Annotated in this window: 22 protein-coding genes and 1 riboswitch; of the genes, 18 read left to right on the forward strand and 4 right to left on the reverse strand. The window is 36.2% G+C overall.

Features of this window, described 5'->3' with window-relative positions:
* The first annotated feature begins 11 nt into the window (after nucleotides 1-11).
* Nucleotides 12-143, forward strand: a riboswitch (FMN riboswitch).
* Nucleotides 144-306: 163 nt separating this feature from the next.
* The gene (locus QE429_RS10455; protein WP_307286945.1) at nucleotides 307-891 is read left to right on the forward strand and encodes an ECF transporter S component; all 585 of its coding nucleotides are present in this window, start codon (nucleotides 307-309) and stop codon (nucleotides 889-891) included.
* Between the two features lie 109 nt (nucleotides 892-1,000).
* Here the strand turns inward: QE429_RS10455 and QE429_RS10460 are convergent, their stop codons facing one another.
* Nucleotides 1,001-1,249, reverse strand: coding sequence for a ferredoxin (locus QE429_RS10460; RefSeq protein WP_026573327.1), 249 nt, complete (start codon nucleotides 1,247-1,249; stop codon nucleotides 1,001-1,003).
* Nucleotides 1,250-1,505: 256 nt separating this feature from the next.
* On the opposite strand from QE429_RS10460, the gene QE429_RS10465 reads away from it, so the two are divergent.
* The 5 genes from QE429_RS10465 (at nucleotide 1,506) to QE429_RS10485 (ending at nucleotide 5,898) form a co-directional block, all read left to right on the forward strand.
* Entirely contained in the window at nucleotides 1,506-2,552 is a 1,047-nt protein-coding gene (locus tag QE429_RS10465) for a YpbB family protein (RefSeq protein ID WP_307286946.1), read from the forward strand.
* Nucleotides 2,543-4,042 (forward strand): RecQ family ATP-dependent DNA helicase, encoded by a 1,500-nt coding sequence (locus QE429_RS10470; protein ID WP_307286947.1) that lies wholly within the window; start codon nucleotides 2,543-2,545, stop codon nucleotides 4,040-4,042. The genes QE429_RS10465 and QE429_RS10470 overlap by 10 nt, the downstream gene beginning before the upstream one ends.
* Complete coding sequence (locus QE429_RS10475; RefSeq protein WP_307286948.1) at nucleotides 4,039-4,623, forward strand: CPBP family intramembrane glutamic endopeptidase; 585 nt, start codon at nucleotides 4,039-4,041, stop codon at nucleotides 4,621-4,623. The genes QE429_RS10470 and QE429_RS10475 overlap by 4 nt, the downstream gene beginning before the upstream one ends.
* Before the next feature lie 16 nt (nucleotides 4,624-4,639).
* Nucleotides 4,640-5,350, forward strand: coding sequence for a LysM peptidoglycan-binding domain-containing protein (locus tag QE429_RS10480; protein ID WP_307286949.1), 711 nt, complete (start codon nucleotides 4,640-4,642; stop codon nucleotides 5,348-5,350).
* A 92-nt stretch (nucleotides 5,351-5,442) separates the two neighbouring features.
* Nucleotides 5,443-5,898, forward strand: coding sequence for a DUF2663 family protein (locus QE429_RS10485; RefSeq protein ID WP_307286950.1), 456 nt, complete (start codon nucleotides 5,443-5,445; stop codon nucleotides 5,896-5,898).
* Between the two features lie 30 nt (nucleotides 5,899-5,928).
* Here QE429_RS10485 and cotJC read toward each other — a convergent pair whose 3' ends face one another.
* Genes cotJC through QE429_RS10500 form a run of 3 tightly spaced genes read right to left on the reverse strand, consistent with a single transcriptional unit; the run spans nucleotide 5,929 to nucleotide 7,017 of the window.
* Nucleotides 5,929-6,498 carry a spore coat protein CotJC gene (gene cotJC / locus QE429_RS10490; protein ID WP_307286951.1) on the reverse strand — a complete coding sequence of 190 codons (570 nt, stop codon included), beginning with the start codon at nucleotides 6,496-6,498 and terminating at the stop codon, nucleotides 5,929-5,931.
* Nucleotides 6,499-6,529: 31 nt separating this feature from the next.
* A complete protein-coding gene (locus QE429_RS10495; protein WP_307286952.1) occupies nucleotides 6,530-6,790 on the reverse strand; it encodes a spore coat protein CotJB in 261 nt (86 codons plus the stop codon).
* Nucleotides 6,787-7,017 (reverse strand): spore coat associated protein CotJA, encoded by a 231-nt coding sequence (locus tag QE429_RS10500; RefSeq protein ID WP_307286953.1) that lies wholly within the window; start codon nucleotides 7,015-7,017, stop codon nucleotides 6,787-6,789. The genes QE429_RS10495 and QE429_RS10500 overlap by 4 nt, the downstream gene beginning before the upstream one ends.
* Before the next feature lie 144 nt (nucleotides 7,018-7,161).
* Here QE429_RS10500 and QE429_RS10505 point away from each other — a divergent pair, with 144 nt between their 5' ends.
* The 12 genes from QE429_RS10505 to cmk all read left to right on the forward strand — a co-directional run bounded on the left by QE429_RS10505 (nucleotide 7,162) and on the right by cmk (nucleotide 17,661).
* Nucleotides 7,162-7,794, forward strand: coding sequence for a CBS domain-containing protein (locus tag QE429_RS10505; RefSeq protein WP_307286954.1), 633 nt, complete (start codon nucleotides 7,162-7,164; stop codon nucleotides 7,792-7,794).
* 59 nt (nucleotides 7,795-7,853) lie between these two features.
* A complete protein-coding gene (locus tag QE429_RS10510; RefSeq protein ID WP_307286955.1) occupies nucleotides 7,854-8,219 on the forward strand; it encodes a hypothetical protein in 366 nt (121 codons plus the stop codon).
* A 20-nt stretch (nucleotides 8,220-8,239) separates the two neighbouring features.
* Nucleotides 8,240-9,010 carry a metallophosphoesterase gene (locus QE429_RS10515; RefSeq protein ID WP_307286956.1) on the forward strand — a complete coding sequence of 257 codons (771 nt, stop codon included), beginning with the start codon at nucleotides 8,240-8,242 and terminating at the stop codon, nucleotides 9,008-9,010.
* 84 nt (nucleotides 9,011-9,094) lie between these two features.
* Nucleotides 9,095-9,676, forward strand: a complete 582-nt coding sequence (locus QE429_RS10520; protein WP_307286957.1) for a genetic competence negative regulator — start codon at nucleotides 9,095-9,097, stop codon at nucleotides 9,674-9,676.
* A 245-nt stretch (nucleotides 9,677-9,921) separates the two neighbouring features.
* Nucleotides 9,922-11,199 (forward strand): Glu/Leu/Phe/Val family dehydrogenase, encoded by a 1,278-nt coding sequence (locus tag QE429_RS10525; RefSeq protein ID WP_307286958.1) that lies wholly within the window; start codon nucleotides 9,922-9,924, stop codon nucleotides 11,197-11,199.
* A 119-nt stretch (nucleotides 11,200-11,318) separates the two neighbouring features.
* A complete protein-coding gene (locus tag QE429_RS10530) occupies nucleotides 11,319-12,290 on the forward strand; it encodes a YpdA family putative bacillithiol disulfide reductase (RefSeq protein WP_307286959.1) in 972 nt (323 codons plus the stop codon).
* A 6-nt stretch (nucleotides 12,291-12,296) separates the two neighbouring features.
* Nucleotides 12,297-13,253: an asparaginase gene (locus QE429_RS10535; RefSeq protein ID WP_307286960.1), complete on the forward strand. Its 957-nt coding sequence runs from the start codon at nucleotides 12,297-12,299 to the stop codon at nucleotides 13,251-13,253.
* 74 nt (nucleotides 13,254-13,327) lie between these two features.
* Nucleotides 13,328-14,017 (forward strand): glutamic-type intramembrane protease PrsW, encoded by a 690-nt coding sequence (prsW, locus tag QE429_RS10540; protein WP_307286961.1) that lies wholly within the window; start codon nucleotides 13,328-13,330, stop codon nucleotides 14,015-14,017.
* Nucleotides 14,018-14,170: 153 nt separating this feature from the next.
* Nucleotides 14,171-15,025, forward strand: coding sequence for a spore cortex-lytic enzyme (gene sleB / locus QE429_RS10545; RefSeq protein ID WP_307290763.1), 855 nt, complete (start codon nucleotides 14,171-14,173; stop codon nucleotides 15,023-15,025).
* A gap of 14 nt (nucleotides 15,026-15,039) precedes the next feature.
* Nucleotides 15,040-16,389 (forward strand): germination protein YpeB, encoded by a 1,350-nt coding sequence (ypeB, locus tag QE429_RS10550; RefSeq protein ID WP_307286962.1) that lies wholly within the window; start codon nucleotides 15,040-15,042, stop codon nucleotides 16,387-16,389.
* A 90-nt stretch (nucleotides 16,390-16,479) separates the two neighbouring features.
* A complete protein-coding gene (locus QE429_RS10555; protein ID WP_307286963.1) occupies nucleotides 16,480-16,659 on the forward strand; it encodes a YpfB family protein in 180 nt (59 codons plus the stop codon).
* A gap of 327 nt (nucleotides 16,660-16,986) precedes the next feature.
* Nucleotides 16,987-17,661, forward strand: coding sequence for a (d)CMP kinase (gene cmk, locus QE429_RS10560; RefSeq protein ID WP_307286964.1), 675 nt, complete (start codon nucleotides 16,987-16,989; stop codon nucleotides 17,659-17,661).

The raw sequence follows: 17,661 nt of genomic DNA on the forward strand, positions 1-17,661 counted from the left end.
ATTTAATATCGATCTATCTTCGGGGCAGGGTGAAATTCCCGATCGGCGGTATTGAGCAATTGCTCTAAGCCCGCGAGCCTTTATAGGCAGGATTTGGTGCGAGTCCAAAGCCGACAGTATAGTCTGGATGGGAGAAGATGGAGGTTCTGCGGACGTTCAAAAAATATACATTCATTGGACGTTTATTAAGCGTGCCTTTGTAAATCTCCCTCAAGTAAATAAACTTGAGGGTGTTTTTATTTCTTGAGGTCGTCTCTTTGCTGAACCTCTCTTCCTAACGTGATGGATCAAAAAGGAGAGAGGAAGATGGTAAAAATGAAGAAAACAAAGAAAATTAATGTAAAGGCGTATGTTTCAATTGGGATGTTAAGTAGTATAGCTTACTTGTTAATGCTATTAAATTTCCCATTACCGCTATTTCCAAACTTTTTATTTGTTGATTTCAGTGATATTCCTGCCTTGATTGCAGCGTTAATATTTGGGCCGGTTGCGGGAATATTAGTTGAGTTATTTAAAAACGTTCTTAATTATCTTGCGACGGGAAGCCAAACAGGAATTCCTGTTGGTCATATTGCTAATTTCCTAGCGGGAATTGTGTTTGTTTTACCAACCTACTATGTATATAACAGACTAAAAACGAAAAAGGGTATGACATTAGCACTTATCGCGGGCACTGTAATAATGGCTGTTGTGATGAGTATCTTAAATTATGTAATTATTTTACCCGCCTATACTGTCCTAATGGGATTCCCTGATATGCGTAATCTAGTAGTACCTGCTATACTTCCTTTTAATTTATTAAAAGGTATTATGATGTCGTTTATCTTTATGTTATTGTTTGTCAGAATGCAGGCATGGATTAATAAATTTTCTGTCATTAAAGGTGCATAATAAAAAACAAAGGTCCTGTTTAGGACCTTTGTTTTTTATTATTATTCCGAAAGGAAAACCCCTCCGATGTGGGAGGGGTAGTAGCTTAAGAATATCTTTTTAGCAAAATTTATTCAAATTTAGTTGGATTACCGTCAAATGGTTCTTCTGCAACTTTAATTGAATCTGTTGGGCAACCTTCGAATGCATCCATCATATCATCGATGAGTACATCTGGAATCTCAACGATACCTTCGTTATCATCAAGAGTTACAAATGCAATGCCTTCATCATCATAATCATAGATATCAGGTGCTGCTGCGCCACATGCACCACAAGCGATACATGTTTCCTTGTCAACAATAGTGTACTTTGCCATGAAAAAAACCTCCCAGTAAATTAACAAAAATATTCTTGCTGATTTCCATTATAATTGGAAACGCATTACTCATATCTATTGTAAAACTGTATGGTCAACTTTTCAATAGAAAAATGCTATTACAGCTTTGCATAGTTTAGGCGAAATTCTTAAACTTACTCATTTTTCAGCAACATGATCCAACATTTCGTGATAAAATAAAAATAGAAAAAATGGGTAATTTGTCGAATAATACAAGAAAAAGTGGTGGGGTGGAATGAATCAGTTAGAATCCATTATTCTACATTGCTTAAGGCAGTTAAATAGAGAACGGACAGTTTATTCCATCTTTCATTTGCTTAATGGAAAAAAGTCCTCACAAACGATACAAGATGCTCATTTATTTTCTTTAAAAAACTTTTTTGGTGTATATGAATCACTGTCTAGAGACCATTTTGAAGAAGAACTTAAATTTTTGGTTAACGAGAACAAGATCTTTATTTGTGGTGACCAGCGCTATTGCTTGACCACTGAAGGTGAGACGCTTCTAAGGAACAACCCTCCACCTTCATTTATGGATGGGTGGAATTATCAGTCGTTCACTAATTTGTTTTGGGAAAGACTTTCTTTATTTATTCAGGTTACATCTAATTTTGTATATGGTGAGACAAAATATACTCCCATACAAAAAAATAAAGACGTTCACCAATGGTTGAAAACGATTGTCAGGGAGATTAATGTGCCTAAGCAAGAAATGGGGAACGCTGTATTTTCTGAATTAGTCCATTGCTTTGAAAATAGTAAGGAAGTGGACCCGGCAATTTTAGTTTTTCGGTTAACAGGTTTTCAACAAATTGGTTTAACTCAACAACAGGCTGCAAAAAAGTTAAATATGGAAATACATGATTACCACATTCGATTTATTCATGTACTACATTACTTAATTCATAAGGTTAACCAAGATTCAGATCAATTAAGGATCTTACCATTGCTGATAAGAGACTTTAAGCATATAGATGAATTAACTCTTTCATCTAGGAAAACATGGAATCTTTTAGCACAGGGATATTCTCCTGAGCAAATCGCAGCTCTTAGACATTTAAAATTAAGTACAATTGAAGATCATTTTGTTGAATTTGCTTTACATGTTAAGGATTTTTCTATTGATTCATACGTAAGCAAAGAGCTGCAGGATGAGATTTTGTTCATTTCTAGAAAAGAAGATACGAGACAATTAAAGTTGATCAGGGACAAGATAAGAATAGCTTCATACTTTCAAATAAGATTAGTTTTAGCGAAATTTGGTGGTGAATCATGGAACTAGAGATTCTCTTGAAAAAATATTTTGGATATACTTCGTTTAAAACGGGTCAAAAAGAAGTTATTACATCTTTACTTGAAGGAAAGCACACCTTGGCCATGCTGCCAACAGGAACGGGAAAATCATTGTGTTACCAGTTGCCAGGTTATATTTTAAAAGGTCAGATCTTGATCATTTCTCCTCTGCTATCTCTAATGCAGGATCAAGTGGAGCAAATGAATCGGTTCGGTGAAAAAAGGGTTGTAGCCTTGAATTCGTTTCTTCCTATAGAAGAGAGAAACAAGGCAATACATCAGTTGAACAAATTTAAATTTATTTTTATTTCCCCAGAGATGCTGGGGATTTCAAATATACTAGGAAGGCTTCAACAACTTACTATTTCATTATTCGTGGTGGATGAGGCTCATTGTATATCGCAGTGGGGGTACGATTTTCGACCAGATTACTCCAAGCTTGGAGAGATACGCCATAGGTTAGGCAACCCTTTAACGTTAGCACTTACAGCGACTGCTACGAAGAAGGTGCGAGAAGATATTATTTCTTCATTAGCGTTAGACGAAGTCAATAAAATTGTATCAACCATTGATCGACCAAATATTGCATTCTATGTTGAAGAATTAGCTGACTATCGTGAAAAGCAGAAAAGAATTGTTGACCTTGTATCTAAATTGCAAAAACCTGGAATTATTTATTTTTCAAGTAAAAAAGCTGCCGAACAAATGGCATCTATACTTGGCGAAAAAGGTATCTGCCAGGCTATGGCCTATCATGGGGGATTGGAACAAAACACTAGAATTCTAATCCAACAACAATTTATTCATGGTCAACTTGATGTGATATGTGCAACAAGTGCCTTTGGAATGGGCGTAAACAAGGAAAATATTCGTTTTATCATTCATTACCACATGCCAATGCAAATGGAGTCATATCTTCAGGAGATTGGAAGAGCAGGACGTGATGGCGGCTCCAGTATTGCGATTCTGCTATACTCACCGGGCGATGAACAGCTACCTATCCAGCTATCAGAGGGAGAACTCCCTTCCCCCCAACAAATTGATTGGTTATTTCAGCAAGTTCAAACCGGACATAGTGACAAACTCGAATTAAACGAGAACTTGAGAGATTTTGGCGGCTTTTCTGAGATTCAGTGGCGAATAGTAGAGGAGTTTGTTAATCAGCCAAACCATCAGAATTTAAGCAAAGAGTCTTTACGTGAAAGAATGAAAGAGTTTGTTAATGAAAGGTTAACGGTTAAAAAAACGAATATATTTCAAATGAAGAAATGGATTGCATCGATATCATGTAGACGTGAAATGGTCATGCAATATTTTGATGAAATAATGACAACTGAGGTTTCCTTATGTTGTGACAGGTGTGGGCTTAATCTAGACCCTTACGAAATAACCCATAAACCATCGCTACAGGTACCTTGTGATGTCCACTGGAAGGATTATTTAGCCCAAATATTAATTAATTGTGAGATGAGTCAATGAAAAAGAAATATCATGAATTAATTGCGAGTTTAACAGATAGAGAATTGCTTCACCATTTATATTTAACCCAAATTATACTATTAGTCATTTCTCTCATTTTAGGGTTTCTGTTATTTGACCATTTCTCATTTTTAAATACTCTCGTTCTAAGAGACAATAACATATTTCTAATAGGTATACCTGCTGGCGTAGCTGTTGTTGTCATTGACCTTTTCTTAATGAGAACCTTACCGTCGTCCTATTATGATGATGGGGGACTAAATGAAAGAATCTTTAAAAATAAATCGATTCTTCATATCTTCCTGATTGCAGCAATTGTGGCTTTTAGTGAAGAGTTACTATTTAGAGGAATAATCCAAACAAAAGTGGGCCTATTAATGGCAAGTGTTATATTTGCTATTATCCATTACCGTTACCTTTTTAATTGGTTTTTATTTTTAAATATTGTCGTTCTTAGTTTTTTAATAGGAATTATTTATGACTATACGAATAACTTAGCTGTGACTATTATGATGCATTTTGTCATTGATTTTCTCTTGGGTGTATATATCAAATATAGACGTTCACCAATCGATGACTAACAAGAGGGGGCTCACCATGAATAAAGAAGAACCATACAGGGACCAAGCGGAAAGGTTAAAACAGCGTATTCAAAAAATAAATGAAACAGTAGAAGAATTTGGTGATGACTTACCGCCTAGAGAGCAGGTCCATCGTCAAAAGAAGAAAAAAACCAAGTGGAAGCTTAGATTTCCAGTCATTCGTCTTTTGGTTGTTTGCTTTATCCTCTTACCAATAATCATCTTCAGCGTTATATCCAACCGTGATAACGGTAAAAAAATAATGGGGTCAGAAAAAGCTACTACTGAATCCGTTGGGTATGAAACGATTAATCTTAAAAATAATGAAAATGATGATAGTAATAATGAATCCAAAAAGCTAGAAGAAAGTAAACAAGTGGATACTAATGTAAATAGTACGGAGGAGAAAGGTGAGGATTCTGTCGTTGGAGAAACTTATAATCAAAACAGCCAGACAAATACTCCAAGTCAGCCTGCTAGTACAAATTCAGTTTCGACTGAACAGCAACAAACCGATAAAAACAGTAGTACTCCAATAGAGACTAAAAAAACAGAACCTACCACAAAAATTATATATCATAAGGTTAAAGCTGGAGAGGGCTTGTACCGAATTTCAATGAATTATTACCACTCTCAAGAAGGCATTGAAATAATAAAGAAGGCAAATCATTTAACTAGTGAAAATCTTTATGCTGGTCAAGTCTTAAAAATTCCTTTAAACAACTAACCGACCATACCGATGGTCGGTTTTTTGCTACTAAAAAATCATATTTTGAGGGACAAGTTCATAAGTATATAGGGAGAAATGGGGGGATAAGAATGGATTCTCCGATCCAAGTCATAGAACATACTGACCAAGCAACCAAACAAATGTTAGAAAACGTAAGAAAGCGGAAAAAAAAGTTTGATGATACGAAACGCTGGCATTATTTTTCGATATATTTAACCCTTACCTTTGCATTAATTTTTATTACTTATTTTTATATGACCATATATGAGCATTTTTCTTACTCGTTTTTAGCTGTATTATCTGCAACAATAAATGATACATATAGTGTGTATCTCTTATCAATTGTGCTCATTGGACTTGGGGCGATGAATTTGTTGAAACAGCAAAAAGATAAAAAGGAAAAGGAATATCAGGAGCTAAGATGTGAGATTGTGGATCGGAGCAAGGACTTATGGAAAAAAGAAGAGGAATGGAAGAATCGTCATGTAGTGTTTGAAATGATGAAAAAGAAATACGATATTAATCTATATCACGAAAAAAAATAAGGAGCAGAGCAACATCTGCTCCTAGTTGAATTAAAAGAATTTTTTCTTGTCGCGTTCTTCTTTTAGTATTTCCACAGCTTCACGGAAACGAAGGGAATGAACAATCTCACGTTCTCGTAAAAAACGAAGACTATCATTAATATCAGGATCGTCGCTAATATTTATTAGCCATTGATAAGTAGCGCGAGCTTTTTCTTCTGCAGCAATATCCTCATACAGGTCTGCAATAGGGTCACCTTTTGCTGTAATATAAGTTGCTGTCCATGGTACTCCTGCTGCATTATGATAGTATAAAGCGCTGTCATGGTCCACATAATGTTCACCTAATCCAGCTGCTTTTAATTGTTCTGGAGTTGCATCTTTTGTTAATTTATAAACCATAGTGGCAATCATCTCGAGGTGAGCGAATTCTTCCGTGCCGATATCAGTAAGGAGCCCAATTACCTTATCAGGAATTGTATATCTTTGGTTTAAATACCGGAGTGCAGCTGCAAGTTCTCCATCTGCACCTCCATACTGCTCAATTAAATATTTTGCTAATGTTGGGTTACACGTACTGACACGAACAGGATATTGCAGTTTTTTTTCGTAAATCCACATTAAATTCTCACCCTCCTTTTATCTTCCGCTTTTATACTTGCCAAGGCCATGGTGTATCGTCCCAATTCCATGGATAGGCTGAGTAACTGTTTCCGTATTGTAATAGTGGACCAAATTGACTTTCAAAAGCTTTTTTCAATCGTTTTCTTTCTTTAGCGTAATGATTAAATTGGTTAATTGCTTCAAGGTCGTCATTATGTGTGTCTAAGTAAAGGGTTAGTTCGACTAAAACAAAGTCAACTGCTTGGAGTTGTTCCATTAATTGATAATATTCAGCAGGCAACTGGGTCATGTTGGTAAACCCCCTTGCTCTTTTTCTCTTGCATTAAAGTAAGGGTCATAAAGATCTTTCCATAAGGTTCCAGCTCTAAGTGCTTCTAGTGGAGAAAATTGTGGAAGATTTGGTGGTTGGAATCCCATATATAAATGAGGTGGGGTGGAATAGGTTTTTTCAAGTATTGGATTGCAAGGGTCATAAGGACTCGCGTAAGGATGGTAAGTTTTAAAATGAGTATTCATTGTGGCCCTCCCTATATTTAACATCACTTAATCTTATGAATTAATTATTGATTCATGACATAAAACTTAAGATATAAAAAGGGATTTATTAGATGTATGTAGAAATATTAAGAAGAATGGATAATTATTTTGAGGTGATGGGAATTGTTCGTAAAAAATATAATGATACCAAAGCATGAGTGTTTTACTGCACAGGAAGATGTGACATTGAAAGATGCTCTGGAAATGTTAGAAACGCATCAAATTGACGGTTTACCCGTTTTACGTGGGGATGAATATTTAGGAGTTACGACTCGATATAATATCTATGAAAGCTACTTCCTATCAAATAAAGATAAAGAAGAGTATTTAAACACAACTTGTGTGAAAGATGTTCTATCCCATCAAGGTAAATTTCTACAAGGTGGAGAAATCTATGAGAAAACTCTAATTGATCTTAAGGACTTCCCTTTGATGGCAGTAGTGGATCTAAATAAAAAGTTTCTCGGTGTGGTTACACGTTCTGATGTTATAAGTTCATTTGAAAGTGCTTTTGGTGTAAATCGTCCTGGTGTTAGAATTGCATTTACCTCAGTGGAGACTGAAGGACGAATTGCGAGACTATCTGAAATTGCCCATCACTTCCATGAACATATCATTTCACTCGTAACGTTTGATGAAACAGATAAACTAGTGAGAAGAATCGTAATGAAAATTGAAAAGAAGGATAACATTGATAAGTTTACGAAGAAGCTCGAGGAACATGGCTTCAGAATTTTAAGTATCCAAGAAATCTAATTCATTAATAAGTAAAGAATCCTATTCCCTCTCATACATTTTATATGGGAGGGATTTTCATGTTTTCTAAGGCAGGAATGATGCTGATTTCGTTTTTATGCGGTTACCTAATAATTCAATGGACTACTATCACACATCCTTTTGTCGTATCAGATTTTTTAGTGGGTCTTGTTGTTAATCCGCTGAAGTTTTTCCTTGCATCGATATCTCTATTTATTGGTGTCATTATTTCAGGAAGGCAAATTCGACTAATTCTTGCAACGAAAAGAATGGGGAAACAACATAAATATTTAAGATTGATTCTTTATCCTGAATTTATCGGGCTTTTCGTAATTTTCTTTTTCCTGTTTCACTTGGGCTGGGAACAGACACTTGTTTTTTTTAGTTTAAGTATTGTTTATGGTATTATTTCCGTAAAACAATAAGACAGAAATGGGGAAAAATAATGATTATTTCTTTGGTTGCCCTAGGTACCCTAGGGGCATGCCTGCTTGCATATATGGTACGGGAAGCTTTTCAAAACAGAGTTTTGAGGCACGAATTGTATTTTCAAGACTTTCCAGAATCCTTAGGAAAGGTTTCACTCTTTTTTATTTCGGATATACACAAGAGAACGATCTCAGACTCTATTATTAAAGAGGTTATGGGAAAAGCAGATTTTGTGGTAATTGGTGGTGACTTAACAGAAAAAGGAGTTCCTTTTGATAGGGTAAAAGCTAACCTTTTGAAGTTAAAGCAACTAGGGCCAGTATATTTTGTTTGGGGTAATAATGATTATGAAGTGGATTACCATGAATTAGATGCGATTCTGTTAGATGTAGGTATTAAAGTGTTAGATAATACTGCTGTCACTTTTGAATCAAGATTAGGAGAGAAGTTGTGTCTATTGGGTGTTGATGATCTTAATCAAAATAGAGACCGGTTAGATTACGCTCTTCAGGATGCAGATGAAAATAGTTTTAAAATATTAGCTTGTCATTATCCAAATATCATCGAGAAGCTCCTTCCTGAGTATGGTATTAGGTTAGTGTTATGTGGGCATACCCATGGGGGGCAAATACATATATTAGGATATAGTCCATACGAAAAAGGCGGCATTAAACAGTTTGGGCATACCACACTCTTCATAAGTAACGGTTATGGAACGACTGCTTTGCCATTAAGATTAGGAGCGCCTGCTGAGACTCATCTTATTACATTAAGTAAAGGTAATTAAATTGGATTAATGTAGACAATTCACCAATAAACCCACGGGGCATACATTGAAAATAAGAGTTATGTCACGGCAGGGGGCAAAAGCATGCGCTTAGAACGCTTAACGGCCAATAAAATAAAGATTTTTTTAACCTCTGACGATTTATTCGAAAGAGGTCTTTCAAAAGAAGACATATGGAAGGACTCAAGCAAATGGAATCAACTCTTCCACGATATGCTGGAAGAAGCAAGTGAGGAGTTTGATGTGGATATACAAGGCTCTGTAGCAGTAGAGATTTTCTCCCTTCAGGCTCAAGGTATGATATTGATTATTACTGTTGATGAGGTAAAAGATGATGATGATTTATTATATGACGGGTATATAGAAATGCAGGTTCGGCTGGAAGGCTGTGAGGACCTATTATATGAGTTTAAAGAATTTGAGGATATAATTGGTCTTACACAAAGATTAGCCCTTGCAGATATTAAGGGAGGAAGCCTATATGCATGGCATAACCGTTATTATCTAGTAATGGACCAGGTGGAGGCACCGAAGAAAGAAATTGCAGCCTGCATATTATCAGAATTTGGGAATCCCTCTATCGTAAGTACACATGTGTTGGCCGAGTATGGAAAACAAATCATTGAAGATACAGCTGTGGAAACTATAATCCACTATTTTAAATAACATTATATTGATATTTTTTCTAGGGGCTCAGGCCCCTTCCTGTATTTATGGACTTTAAGATTATCTAAAATGGGAGTAGAATTTTTTGAGAATCCCTATTAAAATAATAATGACAGCGTTTACATGTTTGAAAAATAAATTATATTAAATGTACATTTTTCATCTTGCATAAATCATTTAAACGTGTATACTTGTCTCTGAAAGCGGACAACATTCGTAAAAGCGATTTCTTAGGAGGATTACAAATGGTAGCTGAGAAAGCTAATGAAAAAACTAATCAAGAGGGAAATCATGATGTTTTAAAATCAACTCAGACGGTTATACATAAGGCCCTTGAAAAGTTAGGTTATCCTGAAGAAGTATATGAACTCTTGAAAGAACCGTTGCGCATGATGACAGTAAAAATTCCAGTTAGAATGGACGACGGTTCTATTAAAATATTTACTGGCTATCGTGCACAGCATAATGATGCAGTTGGACCAACCAAAGGTGGGATTCGATTTCATCCTGGAGTAACTGAAACAGAGGTGAAAGCCCTTTCCATTTGGATGAGTTTAAAATGTGGAATAGTTGACCTTCCATATGGTGGAGGTAAGGGTGGTATCGTTTGTGATCCACGTGATATGTCCTTCAGAGAACTTGAAAGATTAAGCCGTGGATATGTACGAGCAATCAGCCAAATTGTTGGGCCAACAAAAGATATTCCAGCTCCAGACGTGTTTACGAATTCGCAAATTATGGCTTGGATGATGGATGAATACAGCCGAATCGATGAATTTAACTCCCCTGGTTTTATTACAGGTAAACCGCTTGTACTAGGTGGATCACATGGACGTGAATCTGCAACTGCAAAAGGGGTTACTATTTGTATACGTGAGGCGGCTAAAAAGAAAGGTATCCAAATTGAAGGTGCTAAGGTAGTTGTCCAAGGTTTTGGAAATGCTGGAAGTTACCTGGCAAAATTCATGCATGATGCCGGAGCCCTTGTAGTTGGTATTTCTGATGCTTATGGAGCATTATACGATCCAAATGGTTTGGATATAGATTATCTCTTAGATAGACGCGATAGCTTTGGTACGGTTACAAAATTATTCAATAATACCATAACAAATAAAGAATTGCTTGAGCTTGAATGTGATATCCTTGTTCCGGCTGCTATCGAAAATCAAATTACTGCTGAAAATGCTCATAACATCCGTGCAGGCATTGTAGTAGAAGCTGCAAACGGTCCAACGACTCTGGAAGCTACGGAAATTCTTACCGAACGTGGAATTTTACTTGTCCCTGACGTCCTTGCATCAGCAGGTGGTGTAACAGTCTCTTACTTTGAGTGGGTTCAAAATAACCAAGGATATTACTGGTCAGAGGAAGAAGTAGAAGAAAAACTTGAAAAAGTTATGGTTAAATCCTTTAAAAGTATTTATGATACAGCTCAAACCCGTCGTGTAGATATGCGTCTTGCCGCTTATATGGTTGGGGTTCGAAAAATGGCTGAAGCAAGCCGCTTCAGAGGTTGGATCTAAATTAAACCATTTATTCTTGAAAGACATAAAGAAATCTCCTATCATTATACGGTAGGAGATTTTTTAATTTATTATTACTTTTTTGCATATAATTTGTTTTTTTAAGGAGATGTACTAAGTTGGAATTAGAAGACATCATTATTATTGGTGGAGGCCCATGTGGATTAGCTGCTGCTATCTCCCTTCAAGAAATTGGGAAAAAACCATTAATCATTGAAAAGGGGAATCTAGTCAATTCCATTTATCATTACCCGACACATCAAACCTTTTTTAGTACAAGTGAAAAATTAGAGATTGGTGAAGTCCCCTTCGTAACGGACACCTATAAGCCCAAAAGAAATCAAGCGCTTGTATACTATCGGGAGGTTGCCAAGCGGAAACAATTACGGATTCATTCATTTGAGACCGTCACTAAAGTTTTAAAGGATGGAGAATTTTTTCAAGTTGAAACAAGTAAAGCGACGTACAGTGCGCGTTACGTCGTCGTAGCAACAGGTTATTATGACCATCCGAATTATATGAATGTACCAGGTGAAGACCTTCCAAAGGTTTTTCATTATTTTAAGGAAGCACATCCATACTATGACAAAGATGTATGTGTTATTGGAGGGAAAAACTCCAGTGTTGACGCTGCAATCGAGCTAGTAAAAGCAGGTGCAAGGGTTACTGTTTTATACCGAGGAGAGAGTTACTCTCCAAGTATTAAACCATGGATTCTTCCTGAATTTGAATCTTTAGTTAAAAACGGTATCGTTAAGATGGAGTTTCAGGCTCATGTGAAAGAAATTTCGGAGAATCATCTTGTTTATATAAAGGATGTTAAGGAAAATACAATTCCTAATGATTTTGTATTTGCTATGACAGGATATCATCCAGACCATCTATTCTTGAAGAAAATGGGTGTTCAAATTGATGAGGAAACTGGTCGTCCAATCATTAATCAAGAAACAATGGAAACAAATATTGATGGGATCTATATCGCAGGTGTTATTGCTGCAGGAAATAATGCCAATGAAATCTTTATTGAAAATGGTAGATTTCATGGAGGTCAAATTGCAAGTTCAATTGTAGAAAAAGAAGCCAAAGGGTGAGTGCGAATGAAAAAGGTGGTTTTATTAACAACTGGTGGGACAATTGCAAGTAAGCCAAATAAGGATTCAGGAAAATTAGCTTCAGGTGCAATTACAGGTGAAGAACTAGCTTCGATGTGTAATTTACCAAATGATATTGAGGTGATAGTAGAGTCTGTCTTCCAAAAAGCTAGTATTCATATTACTTTTGACGATTTAATTGTCCTAAAGAATAAAATTGAGGAATATTTTAAAGATGAAACAGTTTCTGGTGTAGTCGTTACACATGGAACGGATACAATGGAAGAAACAGCCTATTTCCTTGATTTAACCATTGATGATTCCAGGTCTGTTGTTGTAACCGGGTCACAGCGTTCTCCTGAGGACTTAGGAAGCGATGTATATATTAATATGAGGCACGCTATTTATACTGCTTGTTCCCATGATTTACATGATGCAGGAACTGTTGTAGTTTTTAATGAACGAATTTTTGCAGCGAGATATGTAAAGAAAGAACATGCATCAAATATTCAAGGATTCAATGCATTTGGTTTTGGTTATTTAGGAATCATTGATAATGATCAAGTTCATGTGTTCCAAAAACCAATTAAGCGAGAATATTTTAATATTCAATCCGCTGTTCCTCAGGTTGAAATCATTAAATGCTACATTGGAGCAGATGGGAAGTTTATTAAGGCTGCGCGAGAAGCAGGGGTTGCGGGAATTGTCCTTGAAGGAGTAGGACGTGGTCAAGTGGCCCCACAGATGATGGAAGAAATAGAAAAATCAATTGCAGAGGGTATTAAGTTAGTGATTACAACAAGTGCAGAAGAAGGCGCAGTGTATACCACTTATGATTATGAAGGTAGTGCCTATGACCTTTATAAAAAAGGAGTAATCCTTGGCAGTGACAATGATTCGAAAAAGGCAAGAATTAAATTGGCAGTCGCCATGGCAAGTGGATTGAAAGATATTCATTTTTAAAAAATGATTCTTTCATTTTCTTTATATAGGTTCCATGTTACGATAAAGAAAACGGATTTGAAAAGAGGTTCATCATGCTTGGAATATTATCAGCCGGGATTGCACCCGGACTGGCCTTACTAAGTTATTTTTATTTAAAAGATGAATACGACTCAGAGCCGATCTCGTTTGTTCTTCGGACTTTTTTATATGGAGCACTTCTTGTGTTTCCTATTATGTTTATTCAACATGTGCTTGAAACAGAGCACTTATTAAAATCTGATTTAATTAATGCCTTTTTAAGTTCAAGTCTACTTGAAGAATTTTTTAAATGGTTCATCATTTTTTATGCAGTATACCAACATGTCGAATTTGACGAACCGTTTGATGGGATTGTTTATGGTGTTGCCGTTTCTCTAGGATTTGCTACCGTAGAAAATATTTTCTATCTTTTGGCAAACGGGATTGAGCATGCAGTCACCCGTGCTCTTCTTCCAGTTTCTAGTCATGCTCTTTTTGGGGTTATTATGGGCTTTTATATTGGGAAGGCCAAGTTTACAGAAGGAAATAAAGTAAAATGGGTGATTCTGTCGCTATTATTGCCTTTTCTTCTTCATGGATCTTACGATTTTATTTTAATTTCTCAAGAACATTGGCTGTTTATTATTTTTCCATTCATGATTTTCCTATGGTGGTTTGGATTAAGGAAAGTGAAAAAAGCAAAAATTCTAAGTGCTACACATATGAAAAAACAATATTCAGTTCAGAAAACCCTTCATCCCTGAAGGGTTTTTTATTTTATTTGCGTTAATTGGAATAAAAACACCAAGAAAACAAAAAATAGGGTTACTGCTAAAAAGATTCAAAATGGGGGTTATTATTCCATGTTAAAGAAAAAAAACCTGATCAAATGCTTCCTAGTTATCTTTTTCTTTACAATGCCATTTTCAATTATGGTTAATCAGAGGGTCCAGGCTTTTTCCAATCAGGTTATTCAAAAAGGAGCTGTTGGAGATGATGTCATTGAGTTGCAATCCAGGCTTCAATATATTGGCTACTATAATGGGAAAATTGATGGGGTATTTGGATGGAGTACATATTGGGCTTTAAGAAACTTTCAATATGAATTCGGGTTACCAATTGATGGGTTGGCTGGAGCTGAAACCAAAGTCAAACTTGCTAAAGCTAGTAAATACAATGAGCAATTTGTTAAGAAGCAAATCAACAGTGGGAAAAAGTTTTCCCATTATGGTGGAGTGGATTTAAGTAAGCAAAAAGCACCAAATTCAAACGCACCGACAAAAAAGGCTCCAGCAAACAAAACACCTGCTAAGGCCCCAACAAATAATGCAACATCTAAGGCACCTGCACCTAAAGCGGCAGCACCCAAGGCAGCGGCACCTAAAAAACCTACTGCAGCCAATACGCCAAATGGCTTTTCACAAAACGATATTAGGTTAATGGCGAATGCTGTACACGGAGAATCAAGGGGAGAGCCTTACATCGGTCAAGTTGCTGTAGCGGCTGTAATCCTAAACAGGGTCAATAGTTCAACATTCCCAAACACTGTTTCTGGTGTGATATTTGAGCCAGGGGCATTCACTGCCGTAGCTGATGGGCAAATTTGGTTAACTCCAAATGAAAGTTCGAAGAAAGCTGTTATGGATGCAATAAATGGATGGGACCCAACGGGTGAAGCGTTATACTATTTTAACCCAGACACGGCTACGAGTGGATGGATTTGGGGGAGACCTCAAATTAAGCGAATCGGGAAACATATTTTCTGTAAGTAGAGAGGTGAATAGAATTGATTAGAGGAATTTTAATAGGAATACTCGTCATAGGAGTAGCGGGAACAGCATATTGGGGGTACCAAGAGCATCAAGAGAAAAATGCAATTCTTTTAAATGCAGAAAATAACTATCAACGAGCATTTCACGAACTTACCTATCAAGTTGACTTATTGCATGATAAAATCGGAACGACTTTAGCTATGAATTCTAGAAATTCTCTCTCCCCGTCATTAGCAGATGTATGGAGAATAACTTCAGAAGCACATAGTGATGTTGGTCAACTTCCGTTAACCTTACTTCCGTTTAATAAAACAGAAGAATTCTTAGCGAAAATCGGCGATTTTAGTTATCGAACAGCCGTAAGAGATTTGGATAAGGAACCTTTGTCGAATGAGGAATATAATACTCTAAAGAAGTTGTATAAACAGTCAGGTGATATTCAAGACGAACTTAGAAGTGTTCAGCACATGGTTTTGAAAAACAATCTTCGTTGGATGGATGTTGAACTAGCATTGGCTTCTGGAAAAGAAAAGACCGATAATACGATTATTGATGGATTTAAAGCGGTTGAAAAAACTGTAACAGGATATGATGAATCAGATCTAGGGCCTTCCTTTGCTAACATGCAACTAAAGGATGAAAATTTTAAGAAAATAAAAGGTAAAACTATTACACGTGATGAGGCAGTGAAAATAGCCAAAAAGTATATGAAATTTGATGGGAATGCAGTTGTTAAGGTAACTGAGAACGGGAAAGGCTCGAATTATGGTTTTTACAGTGTTTCTATAAAAAATAAACAAACCGGTCAAGAATCTAGTATGGATATTACTAAAAAGGCTGGGCATCCAATTTGGTTTATTAATAACAGGGACATTAAAAAGCAAGTTATAAGTTTGAATGATGCTGGTAATAAAGCGGCTGCTTTTTTAAAGGAAACCGGGTTTGAAAATCTAGAGGTATTTGAAAGTACTCAATATGATAATATTGGTGTATTAAACTTTGTGACAAATATTAATGGGGTTAGAATTTACCCTGAGGCTGTAAAGATAAAAGTTGCCTTGGACAATGGCGATATCATTGGTGTATCTGCCGATGAATATTTAAAGTCATTCCAAACCAGGAAAATTGAGAAACCATCTATAACAATGGAACAAGCCCGCAGCAAGGTAAATCCAAATTTAAAGGTTATGGAAGACAGGCAGGCTATGATTGTCAATGACCTTAATCAGGAAGTGTTGTGCTATGAGTTCCTTGGAACACTTGGAAACGATACGTATCGGATTTTTATAAATGCAAAGAGTGGGGTAGAAGAAGAAGTAGAAAAGTTAAATAATGCGGAGGCAGTCTACGAGGATGTTCTATGAGGAAAAGCTTTGCTTTTCCTCATTTTCTATAAGAATAAAAAAATTGAATCGCTCCAATACTATATTTATACAGGTACTGGAGTGGTGTGAATGAAAAAAGTTGAGCAATTATTAATGAAAGTGGTTATTATTCAGTTCATATTCCTATTTTTATCACAACTATTTTTTCATCAAATGGATATCTTTCCGGAAATTAAGCAATTAACTAAATATGAAGGTGTAAATGAGAATACATTTACAGATATTCTCCAAACCTTTCAAGGAAAATAAAAAAGCAGGCAACTGCTTTTTTTTTTTGCATGTTAAACTTGCCTGTTGATTTCCGCTCCAGGCACGAGCGGTTCGTGGGTATTTCGGCGAGCCTCCTCGGAGAAACGCGCCTGCGGAGTCTCCCCTGAACCATACTCCCACAGGAGTCTTCGTGCCTTCCGCTCCAATCAACAGGGTGTATAAATCAATACTTTATTTTAATAAAGCCATTTTTATATGAAATTTATCCATTTTTAAATTGTAAAAAAAAGAGGCATTTCTTCATCTTGTGGTAAAATAAGTAGAAGAGAAATCTAGACGATCATGATGGCCATATTAGGAGGATTTATGGAAAAGAAATTATCAATAGCAATTGACGGCCCTGCTGCAGCCGGAAAAAGTACAGTAGCAAAAATTGTAGCGGAAAAGCTTTCTTATATTTATATTGATACTGGTGCTATGTACCGGTCATTAACATATAAAGCTCTAATGAACCATGTTAACTTAGAAGATGAGGTTTCCTTATTGGACACGCTATTATCATCTACCATTGATTTACAACCCTCTGAAACAGGGCAATTAGTGTATTTAGATAATATGAATGTTACAGATGAAATTCGCTCTGCAGAAGTGACTAATTCTGTTTCATATGTTGCAATTCATGAGCAAGTTCGTAAAGAAATGGTTAGAAGGCAGCAAGAATTTGCTGTCGGTGGTGGTGTAGTGATGGATGGACGTGATATCGGAACTCATGTACTGCCAAATGCAGAATTAAAAGTATTCCTGCTTGCAAGTGTTGAGGAAAGAGCAATACGTCGTCACAATGAAAACATGCAAAAGGGGTACCCCTCAGACTTAGAAAAATTGAAGGAAGAAATTGCACTAAGAGATAAGATTGACTCAGAGAGAGAAGTAGCACCTTTGAAAAAAGCTGATGATGCAATCGAAATTGACACAACCTCTTTGACCATCCCTGATGTAGTAGAAAAAATTATGGCTCTGGTGCACGAAAGGATTGGTTAA

The organism is Bacillus sp. SORGH_AS_0510 (assembly GCF_030818775.1).
In the GTDB taxonomy this organism is placed as follows: domain Bacteria; phylum Bacillota; class Bacilli; order Bacillales; family Cytobacillaceae; genus Neobacillus.